Below are 18,385 nucleotides of genomic sequence, written 5' to 3' on the forward strand. Positions count from 1 at the left end.
GGAACTTCGGTCGGTCGTCGGCCTGCGGCCGCCGTCAGCCACGGCGCGGGATGATGAACGGCTACGGTTATCGCGCGCATGAACACGACGATGCAAAGCTGGCGTGCGCCACACGCGGGCGCGCTTTTTCCCATGGCTGATCCGTTGCTTCGGGCTGCCATACGTGCTGGCGGGCAACGGTCTGCTGCCGTTTGCATTGGAGGCTCGGCCGATGATGCTCACACTGCAAGCGCCCTTCGGCCCCCCCCCCCTTTCCTACCCAACCGCCCCATTGCCTACCCAAGCAACCCAAGCTGCCCCACATCCGCGACGCCCGCCTTCACGCCCACTCGCCGCCGCCCAACCGCGCGCTTCTCGGACGCCGCAACCGCCTCCTGCACCACAAGACTAAACGCAGGCCGCGCATCGCAAGCAATCCATTCGAGTTCTCCCGACGCGATGCGCTTCCCAATCAACGCATAAACATCCGCATCGAAAGGCCGCAATTCGGGCGCATCCGCAAGCAGTCCGGCAATCTCCTCGCGCCCGCCGCACGTCCCCACATAACACCATCGATCGATCACGTGCCAGGCCTCGCGCCCCGTCTCCGCATCGCGTTCCGCAATCGCAACCGGACCATCATGCGGCCATCGCACCACGCGCGCGCGTTCCAGCGCATCCAGCGCCCGCGCTGCATGATCCGCAAGCGATTCCGCACCGGCACACGCGCCCAGACAACGCCTGACCTGATACCCGAAGCACCCGCGCATCCGCCCCGGCGGCGCCTTTTCGATGCAAAGCGTCGCCGGACAGAGCCGGTGTTCATCGGCAAGATGACGCATGAACGCGTGTGCCTTCGCACGCGACGCGAACACGCCGAACAAATGCGGCTCGCGCGACAAATCCCGCTTGCTCGCACGCAACAGCGTCGGCGCAGGCGCACCGGGCAGCCATTGCCAGGCACACGTCGCCGATGCGCGCTTCAGCAGCCGATTGTGCACCGGCTGCAACTCCTTCACGAGCTTCGCTTCCAGCAGCAGCGCGCCCAGCTCCCCGACGGTCTCACGACATTCGATCCGCCGTATAGCCTGCGATATCGACAGATCCTTCGCCAGCCGATGATCGCCCGAAAAATGCGCCCCGACGCGCTGCTTCAGGTTGATGCTTTTGCCGACGTACAGCGGCACGTCGTCATCGCCATGAAAGAGATACACGCCGGGCGATGACGGCAGCGCATCCAGCGCGCCTTCGGGCAGCGCGGCCGGCAGACTCGCGCGCCTGACGAGCGCCTTCACGGCCGCATCGACGAGTTCCTGCGAATACAGTTCGTGAATCTTCTGCCAGAACTGCCAGAGCAGATCGGCATCGGCGAGCGCACGGTGGCGTCCTTGCGGCGCGAGATTCAGCCGCGCGATGAGCGCATCCAGCCCATGCCGCTCGACAGAAGGAAACAGCGCGCGCGACAGCCGCACCGTGCAAAGCGTATCCGCGCGAAACGCGATGCCCGCGCGGCGGAACTCGTTCTTCAGAAAGCCGTAGTCGAAGCGCGCGTTATGCGCGACGAAAAGCTTGCCATGCAGCCGCTCGGCCAGCGCGGGCGCGAGCGATTCGAAGCTCGGCTGGCCGCGCAGCATCGCATCGTCGATGCCGGTCAGACGCGCGACGAACGGCGGCACCGGCATGCCCGGATCGACGAGCACGCTCCAGCGCTCGATGCCCGCCGTGCTGGCTTCCACCACGCCGATCTCGGTGATGCGATCGGCGGTCGCATCGCTGCCCGTCGTCTCCAGATCGACGAACACGATCGGGCGCGCAAGTCCGGCGAGGAGGGCATCGGCGAGGGAATCTTCTTGCATGAACGGCGACGGAGACATAAAACGCGAATGAGCGGCGAGTCTAGCGCGAATTGCACAAACGCATGCGTCGCTCAAGCGTACGCTCGTATCTGCCGTTATTTCCGGTTCGAACACGCGCGCTGCGATGCGCCCGCGTGATCGATACAATGGCACCCTGCTTTCTGATTTTCTAGGTATATCGACATGACTTACTGCGTGGGCATGTGCGTGGACGAGGGCCTCGTGTTCCTGTCGGACACGCGCACCAACGCCGGTGTTGACCACGTCAGCGCCGCTCGCAAGATGGCCGTTTTCGAGCAGCCGGGGGAACGCGTGATCGTGCTGCTCGCAGCAGGCAATCTCGCGCTGACGCAGGCCGTGACGCAACTGCTCGCCGAGCCCACTGGCCCCGACGCGCCAACGCTCTACAACTGCGCGACGATGGCCGAGGCCGCGCGCATCGTCGGGGACGCGGTGCGCGAGGTGCATCGGCGCGACGCCATGTCGCTCGCGGAATTCAGCGTCGACTTCAATTGCAGCTTCATCCTCGGCGGGCAGATCGAGGGGCAGGGCCCGCGCATGTTCATGGTCTACGCGGCCGGAAATTTCATCGAATCGACGCGCGTGTCGCCGTATTTTCAGATCGGCGAATCGAAGTACGGCAAGCCGATCATCGATCGCGTCATCACGCCCGCATCCCCGCTCGACGAAGCCGCCAAATGCGCGCTCATCTCGATGGATTCGACCTTGCGCTCGAATCTCTCCGTCGGTCTGCCGCTCGATCTGCTCGTCTACGAGAAGGATTCGCTGCGCGTCACGCGCTTCGCCACGCTCGACAACAACAGCGCCTACTACCAGATGATCAACCGCAGTTGGGGCGAGCGGCTGCGGCAGCTTTTCGGGGAGATTCCGAACCCATCGTGGACCGATCTCGCCGACGTGCCGCTGCGTCCGCGCGAGACGCGCGCAACGGTGCCGCGGCTCGTCATCGGCGATCTGCCGCCCGGCGGGTCGGATGCGCCCGCTCAGACGCTCGCACAGGACGTCGAGGCGCCGGGCAACGCGCCGCAGGACTAACGCGCTTCAGAAACGTGCTTCAGAAGCGCCGTCCGCGCATTGCAGCGTCCCGGCGATGCGCGCTCTGATCGCCTGCATCGTGCGCGGGGAATCCACCATGACCGCGTCAATGCCAAGACACGCGGCAGCGCGATAAGCCCGCGCATCGCCGACGCCGATCGCCATGACATGCGTCTCGCCGCGCGCGCGGAAGCAGGCCATCGCTTGCGGCGTCCATAGCTTCGCATTCACCGGCGAACGTGCTTCGCCCAGCGTGAACGCCTCGACCAGCTCCATTTCTCTCGCCCACTCGAACGCGGCCCATGTGCCGGGCGGCGGCGCGTTGCAGTCATGCGCCAGCGCGACGCCGGCAAGCCGGCTGCGGGTCGTATCGCGCGATTCGAACAGGCGCGCGTGAGGGTACGCCGCAAACGCCGTCTGATACGCCGCATCGGTCGAATACAGCAGCGCGCGATTCCACGCGTTCGCCTCATCGAGCACGCGGGCCACGGCCGCCGCCTGCCGGTCGGCGGGCAAGCTTTCATGTCGAGCATGACCTGCGTCGACGGCGGAATGGCGGCGAGCGCCTCGGCGAGCGTCGGAATGCGCAGCGGATGCGCGCGGTACGGATACGTCTTCGCGCCGCTGGCATCGATGCGTGCAAAGCCGAAGCCCGCGTTCAGCCGGGCAAGTGCCGTGAAGTCCATGTTCGCGACCGCCCCTTCGCCGTCCGTATTCGCCGATAAATACGCCGGGCGATACAGCACCGGCACGCCATCGCGCGTGAGCTGGACGGAGAGCCAGATCGCGTCGGCACGATGTTCCAGCGCGCCGCTGATCGCGAGCAAGGTGTTCTCCGGGAAATCGGCCGCGCCGCCGCGATGCGCGACGATCATCGGCAGACGAGGGCCGGAAGGAGGCGTGAGAGCCTGAGACGCACAGCCGGACATGAGTGCGGCGATGGCGCAATGCCAGAGTGAAGCAAGCGCACGTGAAGCCATCCGGAACACTCCGCAGCACGAGGATCGAGCGAGTCATTGTGCAGGGGCTCGCGCGGCTCGGCTCGCCTGAACGGTTGCGAGCGGCAAATCATCGCAAGCGAGATGGAAGGCGCAAAAAAAACAGCCATCGGAAACCGATGGCTGTTCGAGGTGCTGCTGTCCGCTGACGCGGCACTCGCGTGCCGCGTCTGGCGGTTGTCGGTTCTTCTTAGAACTTGTGGCGCAGGCCGATCAGGACGAGTTCCTGGTGGCTGCGGCCGCTGTCGAAGCCGAAGTCGCTGATCGAAGCCGTTGCGCCGACCGTCGACGTCGTGCCGTCCGCGTTCGTCACGCGCTGCGTGCCGCTTGCGTGCTGGTACGCGCCGACAGCGTAGACGTCGGTGCGCTTCGACAGGGCGTAGTCGGCGCCCAGGCTGACCTGGTGGTAGTTCGCCGACGTGTCGCCGCTTGCGTGCGTGTACGTGTAGCCGAGGCCCAGCAGCGTAGCCGGCGTCAGCTGGAAGTTCACGAACGCGTTGCCGACGTTGAACTTCTCTTGCGTCTGGAACAGCGAGTTGCCGTCGTTCTTGTACTGCGCGAAGCTGTACGATGCGCCGACCGTGAACGGGCCGAACACGTACTGGCCGGCGCCGCGTGCGATGCCGATCGCGTGAGCCGTCGAGTAGCCGCTGTTGATGACGCTGTTGAACAGCGAATCCGACGACGGGCTGTTCCAGCCGGTCGCGCGGTTTGCGCTCGGGTTGTTCACGTACAGGTAGCTGCCTGCGAGGCCGAACGGACCGTTGTTATACGTGACCGCGCCGCCCCAGGTCTGGCCCTGGCCGGTGGTGCCCGCCAGGTTGCTGAAACCGTAGATGCCTTCGAACTGGAAGCCCGAGAACACCGGCGAAACGTACTTGACGGCGTTGCTCACGCGCAGGCTGTTGTCGTAGTTGTCGACGTCGCCCGGGGTGGCGAACGCTGCGCCCCAGTAGTTGTCAGCCGTGAGGCCCTGAACCATGTCGACCGACGGGTCATATTGACGACCCAGCGTGACCGTACCCCACTGGTTGCCGCTCAAACCGACGAATGCCTGACGACCGAATTCGCGGCCACCCTGGTTCAGACGGCCCGTGCCCGGATCGAAGCCGCTTTCCAACTGGAACAGCGCCTTCAGACCGCCGCCCAGATCTTCCTGACCCTTCAAGCCCCAGCGCGGACCGGACAGCGTGCCGTTGACCATGCCGAACAGATGGTCGCCAGCCGGATTGGCGTGGCTCACATAGGCCAGGCCGGTATCGATCACGCCATACAGCGTCACGCTCGTTTGTGCCTGTGCTGCGCCAGCTGCGCCGAGCAAGGCCAGCGAGAGGGACGTCAGTGCGAATCGTTTCATCGAATTCTCCACGCCAATGATTAATATCGTTGTTACCGGCGCAGAGAATAACGCAACGTTTCGTAACTTAAAAAATGAAAAAAATAGAGTGTCTCGAAAAACAGACACCGTTGCCGAACGCCCGCCCACGAACGATCTGCGGCAATTCGGCAGTTGTTTTCGCGACGACAGTCACAGCGATGGAAAGTTCCGCGGGGAGTTTCCCCGACGGTCGGGCGGTATTTCTTCCCGCCATCGATTGATAACGATTTCAGTGATAAACGGCGAACGCGCGATCCGGCTTTAGCGATTCGTCATTTTCTCGGCGGCCCATCCCGCTTCGAAAGCAGTGCGACCGCCATGCCCGCGCTCGCCGCGACGAGCACCGCGCGCCACGGGTGCCGTTTCACCGCCGCGTTCGCATTCGACGCCTTGCGGCCCGCGCCGACCATCGCGATAGCGGTCGCGCGCGTCGCCGTCGATTCGGCCCGCGCGATTCTGCGCGACACTTCCAGCGCCCGCGCCATCGCCGATGCTTTGTCGCGCCGGGGTGCGGGGTCCGCGGATGCGCCAGGGGCGGCAACGGGTCGCGGCAGAGCTTGCTCCGCAGCCGCCGGTACGCCGACGCGCGTCGACCCCGCGAGCATCGAGCCGATCTTCGCGCGGCTGCCGGGCGGCACGCGAGCGCCGCTCTGAACGCCGCCGGGGCCGCGCGGATCGTGCATCCGCGCCCGCGCCGCCGAAAACTCCGCGCCGAGCAACAGCACCGCCGCCGAGAAGTAGAGCCACATCAGCAGCACCGCGAGCGATCCGGCCGCGCCGAACGCGCTCGCCGTGCCCGCGTGCGTGAGATAGAACGCGAAAAGCTTTTTCCCGGCGGAGAACAGCAGCGCCGCGACGAGCCCGCCGACGAGCGCATCGCGCCATTGAACGGGCGCGTCCGGCAGAAACTTGAGCAGCGCGCCAAACGCGACAGACAGAATCGCGAGGCCCACGACCAGTTGCACGATATCGCCGATGATGACGAACGGCGAATCGCCCCACAGCCACATGCCGACCGCCTGAATCGCCGTATCGAGCACGAGCGAGACGATCAGGAGGAACGCGACGCCCAGGACGAGCCCGAACGACACGAGCCGCACGCGAACCATCGCCATGACGCTCGAGCGTTGCTCGCCCGTCAGCGGCCAGACGATGTTGAGCGCCGTATTCAGCGATGAAAATGTCGCGGATGCGCCCACGGCCAGCAGCACGAACGAGATGATCGCGGCGATTCCCGTGCCGCCGCTGCGATGCGCGTTCTCGACGATGCTCTGCACGCCCGCCGCCGCCTGATCGCCGATCAGCCCGTTGACCTGATGGAACAGCTGTCCGCGCGCGGCTTCCGGTCCGAACACCCAGCCCGCGACGGCGATGACCATGACGAGCGTCGGCGCGAGCGAAAAGGCCGAGTAGAACGCGATGCTCGCGGCCATCGCGGCGCAGCGGTTCTCGGAAAACTGCTTGAGCGCATTGAGCGCCCACGACGCATCTTTCCTGACGGCTGCCTCTATTTTTTGCGTGGAAACGGAGCTCATCGCGGTCCTCTCGGCGGCATCGGGTCAGTATCGGCAAGGGTCCGGCGTCGCGCTGCCGCCCGCTTGCGGTAAATGCAACCGATCGAGCAGGTTTCGTTCCAATCCGCAGCAACGCGGACCTAAGCGTTCGCTTAAGTTCATTGATATGATCCCGCCTTTGCCGCAATTCGAGACGCACGCGCCGTGCGTCGCGGCAAAGAAACGGTCGGCTTTCCCGGTGAAATCCCCACGTAAGGCGAAGCATCGGGGGCCGTATCGCGTACCTATAATCCAGACCACCCCACTAATACGACGCGCCGAGGCAATCATGCCGCAAATGTCACGGCGACAGTTCCTCAAGGTCTCCGCGAGCACGCTCGCCGGATCGAGCCTGGCTGCACTGGGCTTCTCTCCGGCACCCGCGCTCGCCGAAGTCCGCCAATACAAACTGTCGCGCACCACTGAAACCCGCAACACCTGCCCGTATTGCTCGGTAGGCTGCGGCATCCTGATGTACGGCCTGGGCGACAACGCCAAGAACGCGAAGGCCAGCATCATCCATATCGAAGGCGACCCGGACCATCCGGTCAATCGCGGCACGCTGTGCCCGAAGGGCGCATCGCTCATCGACTTCATCCACAGCCCGAGCCGGCTGCTGCATCCGGAGTATCGCGCGCCGGGCTCGAACGAGTGGAAGCGCATGTCATGGGACGAGGCGCTCGACCGCATCGCGAAGCTGATGAAGGCGGACCGCGACGCGAACTTCGTCGAGAAGACGCCGGACGGCAAGACGGTCAACCGCTGGCTCAGCACGGGTTTTCTCGCGGCGTCGGCGGGCAGCAATGAAGTCGGTTATCTGACGCACAAGACTGTCCGCAGTCTTGGCATGCTCGCATTCGACAATCAGGCGCGTGTCTGACATGGCCCGACGGTGGCAGGTCTTGCCCCGACGTTTGGCCGTGGAGCGATGACGAACCATTGGGTCGACATCAAGAACGCGGACGTGATTCTGGTCATGGGCGGCAACTCGGCCGAGGCGCACCCGTGCGGTTTCAAATGGGTGACCGAGGCGAAGGCGCACAGGAAGGCGCGGCTGATCGTTGTCGATCCGCGCTTCACGCGCACGGCATCGGTTGCGGATTTCTACGCGCCGATCCGTACCGGCACGGACATTACCTTCCTTGGCGGCGTCATCAACTATCTGCTGACGCACGACAAGATCCAGCACGAGTACGTGAAGAACTACACGGACATGTCGTTCATCGTGCGCGAGGACTTCGCGTTCAAGGACGGCGTGTTCTCCGGCTACGACGCCGAAAAGCGCAAGTACGACAAGACGAGCTGGGACTACGAGCGCGGCGACGACGGCTTCGTGAAGGTGGATCCGACCTTGCAGCATCCGCGCTGCGTCTACAACCTGATGAAGCAGCACTACGCCGCCTACACGCCGGAAATGGTGACGAAGGTGTGCGGCACGCCGACCGACAAGTTCCTGAAGGTCTGCGAGATGCTGGCGTCGACCGCCGCGACCAATCGCGCCGGCACGATCCTCTACGCGCTCGGCTGGACGCATCACTCGGTCGGCGCGCAGATGATCCGCACGGGCGCGATGGTCCAGCTTCTGCTCGGCAACATCGGCATTGCGGGCGGCGGCATGAACGCGCTGCGCGGGCACTCGAACATCCAGGGGCTGACCGACCTCGGCCTGATGTCGAACCTGCTGCCCGGCTACATGACGCTGCCGATGGAAGCCGAGCAGGACTACGAGGAGTACATCACGAAGCGCGCGACCCAGCCGCTGCGGCCTAACCAGCTCAGCTACTGGAAGAACTATCGCGCGTTCCATGTAAGCTTCATGAAGTCCTGGTGGGGCGACAACGCGACCGCCGAGAACAACTTCGGTTTCGATTTCCTGCCGAAGCTCGACAAGTCCTATGACTTGCTGCAAGCCTTCGAACTGATGGCCGCAGGGAAGATGAACGGCTACTTCTGTCAGGGCTTCAACCCGCTCGCCGCCGCGCCGAACAAGGCGAAGATCGGCCTCGGCCTGTCGAAGCTGAAGTATCTCGTCGTCATGGACCCGCTCGCGACGGAAACCTCCGAGTTCTGGAAGAACCACGGCGAGTTCAACGACGTCGATGCGTCGCAGATTCAGACGGAAGTGTTCCGTCTGCCGACGACGTGCTTCGCGGAAGAGCGCGGCTCGCTCGTGAGTTCGTCGCGCGTGCTGCAGTGGCACTGGCAGGGCGCGCAGCCGCCGGGCGAAGCGCGCAGCGACATCGAGATCATGTCGGGTCTGTGGCTGCGCCTGCGAGAGGCGTATCGGGAAAACGGCGGCGCGTATGCCGATCCGATCCTGAAGATGACGTGGCCGTACTCCGATCCGGAGAGTCCGACGCCCGAAGAACTCGCGATGGAATTCAACGGCCGCGCGCTCGCCGACGTCACCGATGTCGCCGACAAGACGAAGGTGCTGGCGAAGAAGGGCGAGCAGCTCTCGAGCTTCGCGCAACTGCGCGACGACGGATCGACCGCGAGCGGCTGCTGGATCTATTGCGGCGCGTGGACGCAGGCCGGCAATCAGATGGGCCGCCGCGACAACTCCGACCCGACGGGCATCGGCCAGACGCTGAACTGGGCATGGGCGTGGCCGGTCAATCGCCGGGTGCTGTACAACCGCGCATCGTGCGATGTGAACGGCAAGCCGTTCGATCCGTCGCGCAAGCTGATCGGCTGGAACGGCAAGACGTGGTCGGGCGCGGACGTACCGGACTTCAAGGTCGACGAGCCGCCCGAAAACGGGATGAATCCGTTCATCATGAATCCGGAAGGCGTGGCGCGTTTCTTCGCCCGCGACGGCATGAACGAAGGACCCTTCCCGGCGCACTACGAGCCGTTCGAGACGCCGCTCGGCTACAACCCGTTCTTCCCGGACAACAAGATGGCCACGAGCAATCCGGCCGCCCGCGTGTTCCCGGACGACCGGGCGCAGTTCGGCACGGCGGACAAGTTCCCGCATACCGCCACGACGTATCGCCTGACCGAGCATTTCCACTACTGGACCAAGCACGTGAAGCTCAATGCGATCGTGCAGCCGCAGCAGTTCGTGGAGATCGGCGAGGACCTGGCGAAGGAAGTCGGCGTCGTCGCGGGCGACCGCGTGAAGGTGTCGAGCAATCGCGGGCACATCGTCGCGGTGGCGCTCGTCACCAAGCGCATCAAACCACTGACCGTGGAGGGGAAGAAGGTGCAAACCGTCGGCCTGCCGCTGCACTGGGGCTTCAAGGGCCTGACGCAGCCGGGTTATCTCGTCAACACGCTGACGCCTTCCGTGGGCGACGGGAACTCGCAGACGCCGGAGTTCAAGTCGTTCCTCGTGAAGGTCGAAAAGGCTTAAGGGGGAGAGATGGCTCTGCAATCGCTCGATATCAAGCGCGTCTCCGCCACCACCACGCCGCCGCCGCAGATCCGGGAGCCGGTAACGGGCACCGTCGCCAAGCTGATCGACGTGTCCAAGTGCATCGGCTGCAAGGCCTGCCAGACGGCGTGCATGGAGTGGAACGACTTGCGCGACGACGTCGGTCATACGACCGGCGTCTACGACAACCCGCGCGATCTCACCGAACACTCGTGGACGGTGATGCGTTTCACGGAGTACGAGAACCCGAAGGGCGACCTCGAATGGCTGATCCGCAAGGACGGCTGCATGCACTGCGAGGACCCGGGCTGTCTGAAGGCGTGCCCGTCGCCGGGCGCGATCGTTCAGTACACGAACGGCATCGTGGATTTCCACGAGGAAAACTGCATCGGCTGCGGCTATTGCGTGACCGGCTGCCCGTTCAACATTCCGCGCATCTCGAAGGAAGACAACCGCGCCTACAAGTGCACGTTGTGTTCGGATCGCGTGGCGGTCGGTCAGGAGCCCGCGTGCGTCAAGACGTGTCCGACCGGCGCGATCATGTTCGGCACCAAGGCGGACATGATCGAGCAGGCGGAGACTCGCGTGGAAGACCTGAAGGAGCGCGGCTTCGAGAACGCGGGTCTGTACAACCCGGCGGGCGTCGGCGGCACGCATGTGATGTACGTGCTGCATCATGCGGATCAGCCGGGGCTGTATCACGGGCTCGCCGAGAATCCGAAGATCAGTCCGCTCGTGTCGGTCTGGAAGGGTGTGACGAAGCCGCTCGCGGTCGCGGGCATGGCGCTCGCCGCGCTCGCCGGATTCTTCCATTACACGCGTGTCGGTCCGAACGAAGTGACGGCGGAAGAGGAAGCCGAAGCTCAGCGCGAAGCCGACGATGCACGCAAGGAAAGGGAGCGTTCGAATGAAACACGATAGCGAATTGCGCGACGTGCGGGGCAACCGCCTGATCGTGCGTTACACGCCGAACGAGCGCACGAACCACTGGATCACCGCGATCAGCTTCGTTCTGCTCGCGCTGTCCGGGCTCGCGATGTTTCATCCGTCGATGGCATGGCTCTATGCCGTGCTCGGCGGCGGGCAGTGGACGCGCATCCTGCATCCGTTCATCGGCTGCGTGATGTTCCTGTCGTTCCTCGTGCTGGCGTTGCGCGTGTGGCATCACAACCGCATGGACAAGAGCGACGTCCAGTGGATGAAGCAGATCGACGACGTGCTTGCCAATCGCGAAGACCGCCTGCCCGAGATCGGCAAGTACAACGCCGGTCAGAAGCTCGTGTTCTACGTGATGGTCGTGAGTCTCCTGCTGCTGCTGGCGTCGGGTGTCGTGATCTGGCGCGCGTACTTCGCGTTCTATTTCCCGATCACGGTGATTCGTCTCGCGGCGGTAGTCCACGCGGCGACGGCCTTCGTGCTGATCCTGTCCATCATCATCCACATCTATGCGGGACTGTGGATCAAAGGCTCGATCAGCGCGATGGTGCGCGGCACGGTCACCTATGGATGGGCGCGCAAGCACCATCCGCGGTGGTTCAGGGAGATCATCGGGAAGTAGGCGTCTGATCCCGACGCCGAGGAAGTCGACTGAACCGCTCGTGCTTCAACTCAGACGAGCGGTTCTTTTTTTGCGGGATCGTTCATCTCCGCGATCAGCCAGAGCTGCGTTTTCCGTGGTCTGATCGCGTTCGATTTAGCTGATATGCTTGGCCGACAAGCGCGTGGCCGATGCCGCGCCGCGCCAGGCACTCTGAGGACACACCCAAGTGGTTCAACGCATACTCGAAGCCGGCAAGATCGAATCGCTCGATCCGTCGGCCATTCCCCGGCTGCGCATGCCGGAACGCGCGACGGTGTTCAGCGCGCGCGCCACGCGCCTGCGCCAGCTCGCCGATGCAAGCAATCCCATCGCGGGTTATCTGCGCCTGATGGCCGCGCTCGCCGATGCGCAGCAACGCGTGCTCGCCGATTTCACCGCGCCGATGCCGTCGCGTGAAACCATCGAGCTCAATCAGCGGCATTCGATGCCCATCGTTCCCGCGCTCACCGATGCGCGCGATCCCGCCTGGCGCGACGTGCTGTTCATGCTGCTCGATCGCATCGAGACGGCGGGCGCGCTCACGCCCGCGCTTGCGCAGCTCGTCGCGCGTCTGCGCACGACCGAAGCCGCCGCGCTCGACGCCCAGGCCGACGCCATCCTCGCGCTGCGTTTCGCGGACATCGAGCCTGCCGGCGCGCCGTTCATCATGGCGGCGCTGCAGGTGTTGTGGACCGATGTCGCGAGCCGCATCGCAGCGAGCGACGTGCCGTATGTGGACGCGCCCGGCGTCTGCCCCGTCTGCGGCACGATGCCGGTCGCGAGCGTGGTGCGCATCGGCGGCACGCACGACGGGTATCGCTACGTGCAATGCGGCCTGTGCACGACCGAATGGCACGTCGTCCGCGCGAAGTGCTCGAATTGCGATTCGACGAAGGGCATCGCCTATCACGCGATGGACGCCGCCGAACCATCCGCCGAGGACGAACAGGCGAAAGCCGAACGCGCGCGGAACGCGCCGCTCAAGGCCGAGTCGTGCGACGAATGCGGCACCTACCGCAAGATCGGCTATCAGGACAAGGCCTACGACTTCGAGCCCTTCGCCGATGACCTCGCGAGCCTCACGCTCGACCTGCTGATGAGCGATGCCGGTTTCCAGCGCGCGTCGCCGCATCCGTGGCTGTGGCCGGAGCAGACGCGCGCTGCGGACGAAGCGGAACACGACCGATGAGCGATGTCACCGGCGGCGACGGAGGCGAATTGCGCGCGCTGATGGCGCGTGTGCCATCGGTGGAGCGCGTGCTGGCGTCGGCGGTGTTCGAGCCGCTCATCGCCGATTACGGGCGCACGCAGACGCTCGCGATGCTGCGCGCGACGCTCGACGCCTGGCGTGCCGATGCGCAAGCCGGCCGCGCATCCGTCGATGCCCTCACCGAGACGATGCTCGGCCACGCGGTCAGTCTGCGGCTCGCGAAGCATGCGCAAAGCCGCGTCAAGAGCGTGTTCAATCTGACCGGCACCGTGCTGCACACGAACCTCGGCCGCGCGCTGTTGCCCGATGAAGCCGTGCGCGCGGTGGCCGACGTCCTCACGCGTCCGGCGAACCTGGAGTTCGATCTCGATACCGGCGCGCGCGGCGACCGCGACGACCTCATCAACGATCTGATCTGCGAACTGACCGGCGCGGAGGCCGCGACCGTCGTCAACAACAACGCGGCGGCGGTGCTCCTGACGCTGTCGGCGCTCGCGCCCCGCAAGGAAGTCATCGTGTCGCGCGGCGAACTGGTGGAGATCGGCGGCGCGTTCCGCATTCCCGACATCATGAGCCGCGCCGGCGCGAAGCTGCGCGAAGTCGGCACGACGAATCGCACGCATCCGAAGGATTACGAAGAAGCGATCAACGCGAGAACCGCGCTGCTGATGAAGGTCCACTGCAGCAACTATGCGATGAGCGGCTTCACGAGGGAAGTCACCACTGCGGAACTCGCGCCGCTCGCGCGAGAACGCGGCGTGCCCGTCGCGGTCGATCTGGGCAGCGGCACGCTCGTCGATCTGACGCAATGGGGCCTGCCGCGCGAGGCGACCGTGCGCGAAACCGTCGAGGCGGGCGCGGACCTCGTCACCTTCAGCGGCGACAAGCTGCTCGGCGGCCCGCAGGCGGGCCTGATCGTCGGGCGCAAAGAGCTGATCGCGAAGATCAAGAAGCATCCGTTGAAGCGGGCGCTGCGCGTCGGCAAGCTGACGCTCGCCGCGCTCGAGGCGGTGCTGCGGCTGTATCGATCGCCGGAAACGCTGCAGACGCGTCTCACGACCCTGCGCCTGCTCACGCGCCCGGCCGATTGCATGCGCCTCGCCGCGGAACGCGTCCGGCCCGCGCTGCAACGCATGGCGGGCGATGCGTTCATCGTCACGACCGAGCCGATGTTCAGCCAGATCGGCAGCGGCGCGTTGCCTGTCGACGTGTTGCCGAGCTACGGCCTGACGGTCAGGCTCGCGAACGGCAAGCGCGCGGGCGGTCACATGAACCGCATCGAGAAGAAGCTGCGTGCATTGCCGCGGCCGGTGATCGGGCGTATCGCGGATGGCGCGCTGTGGCTCGATCTGCGTTGTCTCGAAGAAACCGACGAAGCCGCATTCATCGCGCAGTTGCAGGGCGAGGACGCATGATCGTCGGGACGGCGGGACATATCGATCACGGCAAGACGACGCTCGTGCGCGCGCTGTCGGGCGTCGACACGGATCGGCTGAAGGAAGAGAAGGCGCGCGGCATCTCCATCGAACTCGGTTATGCGTACGTGCCGCTCGCCGGCGGCGGCATGCTCGGTTTCATCGACGTTCCCGGCCACGAAAAGCTCGTGCATACGATGGCGGCGGGCGCGTGCGGCATCGACTTCGCGCTGCTCGTGATCGCCGCCGACGACGGCGTGATGCCGCAGACGCGCGAGCACCTCGCCATTCTCCAGTTGCTCGGCGTGACGCGCGGCGCGGTCGCGGTGACGAAGACCGATCGCGTCGATGTTGCCCGCGTGCGCGAAGTCCACACGCAGATCCGCTTGCTGCTCGCCGGCACCCCGCTTCACGACGCACCGTTTTTCGATACCGACGCCACCGCCGCGAACGATGCGGGCGTCGCCGCGCTCGACACGCATCTGCGCGACGCCGCCGCTCACTGGGCGATGCGCCGCGACGACGGCTTTTTCCGGCTGGCGGTGGACCGCGTGTTCACGCTGTCGGGGCAGGGCACGATCGCGACGGGGACGGTGTTCGCGGGCCGCGTGACCGTCGGCGACATGCTCGCGCTCGCGCCGCGACCGAACAGCAGCGAGCCCGTGCGCGTGCGCGGCATCCACGCGCAGAACCGCGCGGCGCAATCGGGCCGCGCGGGCGAGCGCTGCGCGCTCAATCTCGCGGGCATCGACAAGGACGCGCTTTCGCGTGGCGACTGGATCGTCGATGGGCGGATCGCGCGGGCGTCGGAGCGGATCGATGTCGACCTCACGCTGCTCGCCGACGCGGGCATCACGCTCACGCACTGGGCGCCGCTGCACGTGCATCTCGGCACGACGCATCGCGTCGCGCATGTCGCGCTGCTCGACGGCGATACGCTCGCGGCGGGTCAGGCGGCGCGCGTGCAGCTCGTCTTCGAGCAGCCCGTGTGCGCGCTGCCGGGCGATCGCTTCATCGCGCGTAATGCGCAGGCGAGCCGCACGGTCGGCGGCGGGCGCGTGCTCGATCCGTTCGCGCCCGCGCGCAAGCGTCGCACGCCGCAACGCCGCGCGTGGCTCGATGCGCTCGCCGACTGGCTCGACACCGCCCGCGCCGATGCGCTCTTCCACGAGTCGCCGTACGGCCTGCCGCGCTCGCTCGTCGAACACTTGTGCGGGATGCCGGCGGAATCCGTCGCGCTGCCGGAAGGCTTGCGCCGCGTGCCCTTGCACGACGACGCGCTCCTCATTGCCGCCGCGCACTGGAACGCGCTCGCCGCGCGTCTGACGGATGCGCTCGCCGCCTTCCATGAACGCTTCCCCGACGAGCAGGGCCCGGACGCCGCGCGCCTTCGCCGCATGGCCGCGCCGCTCGCGCCCGATGCGCTGTGGCGCGCGATCATCGACGATGCCGTCGCGAGCGGTGCCATCGCGCGCAGCGGGCCGTGGCTGCATCTGCCGTCGCATACGGTGGCGCTCGACGCCGCGGAAGAAGCGCTGGCCGGCGCGGTGCTGGCGTCGATCGAGCGGGGGCGTTTCGATCCGCCGTGGATGCGCGACCTCGCTCGCGAACACGGCGCCGACGAGGACGCGATGCGCCGCCTGTTGCGCAAGCTCGCGCGGCGCGGCGACCTGTTCCAGATCGTGCGCGATCTCTTCTATTCGCGCGCATCCATCGCTGAACTGGCGCGGCTCGCGGCGCAGAACGCCCGCTCGCGCGACGGCGCGGCCGACGCAATCGGCGCGGCCGAGTTTCGCGATGCGACCGGGCTCGGCCGCAAGCGCGCGATCCAGGTTTTGGAGTTCTTCGACAGGGTTGGTTACACTCGTTTTCACCGCGACCTGCACCTGTTGCGCGCCGACAGCCGCTGGCACGAGTCAGCCTGAACCGGCCGCACGGGTCCGCTCAACGGGCCAGGCGAACGATGGAGCATGCCTACTACCAGTTGCTGCATCTGATGTCGGCGCATCCCGAGTGGGCGCTCGCGGTGGTCCTGCTCGCGTCGTTTCTCGAATCTCTTGCCTTCGTCGGCACTTTCGTTCCCGGCAGCACGGCGATGTTCGTCGCGGGTGCGCTCGTCGGCGCGGGCGCGCTGAATCTCGGCTGGGTATTGGTCTGCGCGATTCTCGGCGCGATAGCCGGCGATGCCGTGAGCTTCTGGTTCGGCGCCCGCTACGCCGATACGCTCGCGCAAATGTGGCCGTTCCGGCGCCATCCGGGGGCGCTCGCCGCAGGCAAGCGATACTTCGAGGCCCACGGTGCGAAGAGCGTCGTGCTCGCGCGCTTCGTCGGCCCGATGCGCGCGGTCGTGCCGGTCGTCGCCGGGATTTCGGGTATGCCGCCCGCGCGCTTCTTCGTGGTCAACGTCGTGAGTGCGCTGATCTGGGCGCCGCTGCATGTGCTGCCCGGCGTCGTGTTCGGCGCGTCGATCGAACTGGCGGGCGCGGTGTCGATCCGGCTGGTCGTCATTCTCGTGGCGGTGACGGCGCTCGCGTGGCTCGTGTTCAATCTCGCGCGCGTCGTCGTGTGGCATGCGAAGGAATGGACGGTCGCCTCTCGCGAATGGCTGCTGACGTGGGCGGAGCGGAAACCGGGGGTGACGGCGCGCGTCGTCTCGCGCGCGCTCGATCCCGGCAATCCGGCGACCGGGCTGATTGCCGTGATCTCGGTATTGCTGCTCGCGTCGGCGGTGCTCTTCTTCTACGTGCTGACGAACGTGACACGCGGATCGTCGCTCGTGCAGGTCGATGCGTCGATTTATCGGCTGCTGCAATCGTTCCGGTCGACGTGGGCCGACTCCATCCTCGATGCCGCCGCCGCGCTCGGCAGCATGCCGACGCTGCTCGCGCTGGCCGCGATGGTCATCGTATGGATGATTCTCGAGCGGCGCTGGCGCACGGTGGCGTACTGGCTCGTGGCGGTCGTGTTCTCGCAAGTGCTGGTGGCGGTGATCCGCTTCACGACGCATCAGCCGCTGCCGATGTCGTTCGCGCCTGCCGGCCGCACGTTCCCGAGCAGTCATCTCGCGGCGACGGTGGTCATTTACGGCTTTCTGGCGTTCTTGCTGCTGCGGCGCGTGGGCATGCTGACGGGCGTGTTCGTCGCGACGGCGGCATCGGGCATCGTCACCGCCGTGGCGCTGGCGGGCCTCTACTTCGGCCGCTTCACCATTTCGGATGCGCTCGGCAGCGCCGCGCTCGCCGCGATCTGGGTGTTTCTGATCGCGCTGACTGCCGTGTGGCGCAATCCGGGCAAGCCGAAGCCGCGTCCACTGATGCCGCTGGCGGTGCTGACGGTCGTGTGCGCGAGCGTGGCGCTGCAGGTGAGCGACGATACCGAAGCGCATAGCAAGCCGCCCGCGACGGTCGTCGTCACGCCGATCGAATGGATGGATACGGTGTGGCGCAGGTTCTCCTGCTATCGGTCGAGTCTCGATGGCGACCGGCTCGAGCCGATCACCGTGCAATGGGCCGCGACGCCCGCGCAGATACGCGCGCAACTGGCGAGCCGCGGCTGGAAGGAGGTGACCGGCGTGACGATGCAAAGCGTGATGTCGGTGGTGTCGCCCGATGCGCCGGCGACCGCGCTGCCCGCGCTGCCGCGCCTGAACAACGGCGAGCCGTCGAAGCTCGTGTTCACGCGCTCGCCGCGCGGACCCGATCAACGCGACGTGCTGCGCTTCTGGCCGACGACGTATGCGGTGCGCGAGCATTCGGGCGCGGCGCCGACGCCGATCTGGCTCGGCTCGATCGTGCATGAACGGCTGCGGCGGCCGTCGTGGCCGTTCAACGTGTTGCGTCCGGACCGGCGCATGGATCCGATGGCGATCGATCATGGCGATGCATCGCCGTGGCGCGGCATCGAAATTGCGTCGAGCGCGGGATGCGGCAGCGTGCCGGTGATGCTCGTCGAGTCGAGGCCGAAATGATGGTGCAACGATGCC

At 66.1% G+C, this 18,385-nt stretch carries 11 protein-coding genes and 1 pseudogene; 8 read left to right on the forward strand and 4 right to left on the reverse strand.

What is annotated here, in order from left to right; translation table 11 throughout:
* Positions 1–275 precede the first annotated feature (275 nt).
* The gene (locus P9220_RS14965) at positions 276–1,835 is read right to left on the reverse strand and encodes an exonuclease domain-containing protein (RefSeq protein ID WP_309765783.1); all 1,560 of its coding nucleotides are present in this window, start codon (positions 1,833–1,835) and stop codon (positions 276–278) included.
* A 183-nt stretch (positions 1,836–2,018) separates the two neighbouring features.
* Between P9220_RS14965 and P9220_RS14970 the strand changes: the two genes are divergently transcribed.
* Positions 2,019–2,891, forward strand: coding sequence for a proteasome-type protease (locus tag P9220_RS14970; protein ID WP_309765784.1), 873 nt, complete (start codon positions 2,019–2,021; stop codon positions 2,889–2,891).
* A 6-nt stretch (positions 2,892–2,897) separates the two neighbouring features.
* Here P9220_RS14970 and P9220_RS14975 read toward each other — a convergent pair.
* The 3 genes and pseudogenes from P9220_RS14975 to P9220_RS14985 all read right to left on the reverse strand — a co-directional run bounded on the left by P9220_RS14975 (position 2,898) and on the right by P9220_RS14985 (position 6,802).
* Positions 2,898–3,871: pseudogene (locus P9220_RS14975) on the reverse strand (glycerophosphodiester phosphodiesterase family protein).
* Positions 3,872–4,079: 208 nt separating this feature from the next.
* Entirely contained in the window at positions 4,080–5,246 is a 1,167-nt protein-coding gene (locus tag P9220_RS14980) for a porin (RefSeq protein ID WP_309765785.1), read from the reverse strand.
* A gap of 293 nt (positions 5,247–5,539) precedes the next feature.
* On the reverse strand, positions 5,540–6,802 hold the full coding sequence (locus tag P9220_RS14985) for a YihY/virulence factor BrkB family protein (RefSeq protein WP_309765786.1): 1,263 nt from the start codon (positions 6,800–6,802) through the stop codon (positions 5,540–5,542).
* Positions 6,803–7,109: 307 nt separating this feature from the next.
* Between P9220_RS14985 and fdnG the strand changes: the two genes are divergently transcribed.
* The 7 genes from fdnG to P9220_RS15020 all read left to right on the forward strand — a co-directional run bounded on the left by fdnG (position 7,110) and on the right by P9220_RS15020 (position 18,370).
* Positions 7,110–10,178, forward strand: coding sequence for a formate dehydrogenase-N subunit alpha (gene fdnG, locus P9220_RS14990; RefSeq protein ID WP_309765787.1), 3,069 nt, complete (start codon positions 7,110–7,112; stop codon positions 10,176–10,178).
* Positions 10,179–10,187: 9 nt separating this feature from the next.
* Complete coding sequence (gene fdxH, locus P9220_RS14995; RefSeq protein WP_309765788.1) at positions 10,188–11,120, forward strand: formate dehydrogenase subunit beta; 933 nt, start codon at positions 10,188–10,190, stop codon at positions 11,118–11,120.
* Positions 11,107–11,757, forward strand: coding sequence for a formate dehydrogenase subunit gamma (locus P9220_RS15000; protein WP_309765789.1), 651 nt, complete (start codon positions 11,107–11,109; stop codon positions 11,755–11,757). Before fdxH ends, P9220_RS15000 begins: the two co-directional genes overlap by 14 nt.
* Positions 11,758–11,965: 208 nt before the next feature.
* The gene (fdhE, locus tag P9220_RS15005; protein ID WP_309765790.1) at positions 11,966–12,967 is read left to right on the forward strand and encodes a formate dehydrogenase accessory protein FdhE; all 1,002 of its coding nucleotides are present in this window, start codon (positions 11,966–11,968) and stop codon (positions 12,965–12,967) included.
* Positions 12,964–14,403 (forward strand): L-seryl-tRNA(Sec) selenium transferase, encoded by a 1,440-nt coding sequence (selA, locus tag P9220_RS15010; protein ID WP_309765791.1) that lies wholly within the window; start codon positions 12,964–12,966, stop codon positions 14,401–14,403. Before fdhE ends, selA begins: the two co-directional genes overlap by 4 nt.
* The gene (gene selB / locus P9220_RS15015; protein WP_309765792.1) at positions 14,400–16,328 is read left to right on the forward strand and encodes a selenocysteine-specific translation elongation factor; all 1,929 of its coding nucleotides are present in this window, start codon (positions 14,400–14,402) and stop codon (positions 16,326–16,328) included. The genes selA and selB overlap by 4 nt, the downstream gene beginning before the upstream one ends.
* Positions 16,329–16,366: 38 nt before the next feature.
* The gene (locus P9220_RS15020; RefSeq protein ID WP_309765793.1) at positions 16,367–18,370 is read left to right on the forward strand and encodes a VTT domain-containing protein; all 2,004 of its coding nucleotides are present in this window, start codon (positions 16,367–16,369) and stop codon (positions 18,368–18,370) included.
* Positions 18,371–18,385: the final 15 nt, after the last annotated feature.

Source organism: Caballeronia sp. LZ016, from assembly GCF_031450805.1.
Classification (GTDB): domain Bacteria; phylum Pseudomonadota; class Gammaproteobacteria; order Burkholderiales; family Burkholderiaceae; genus Caballeronia.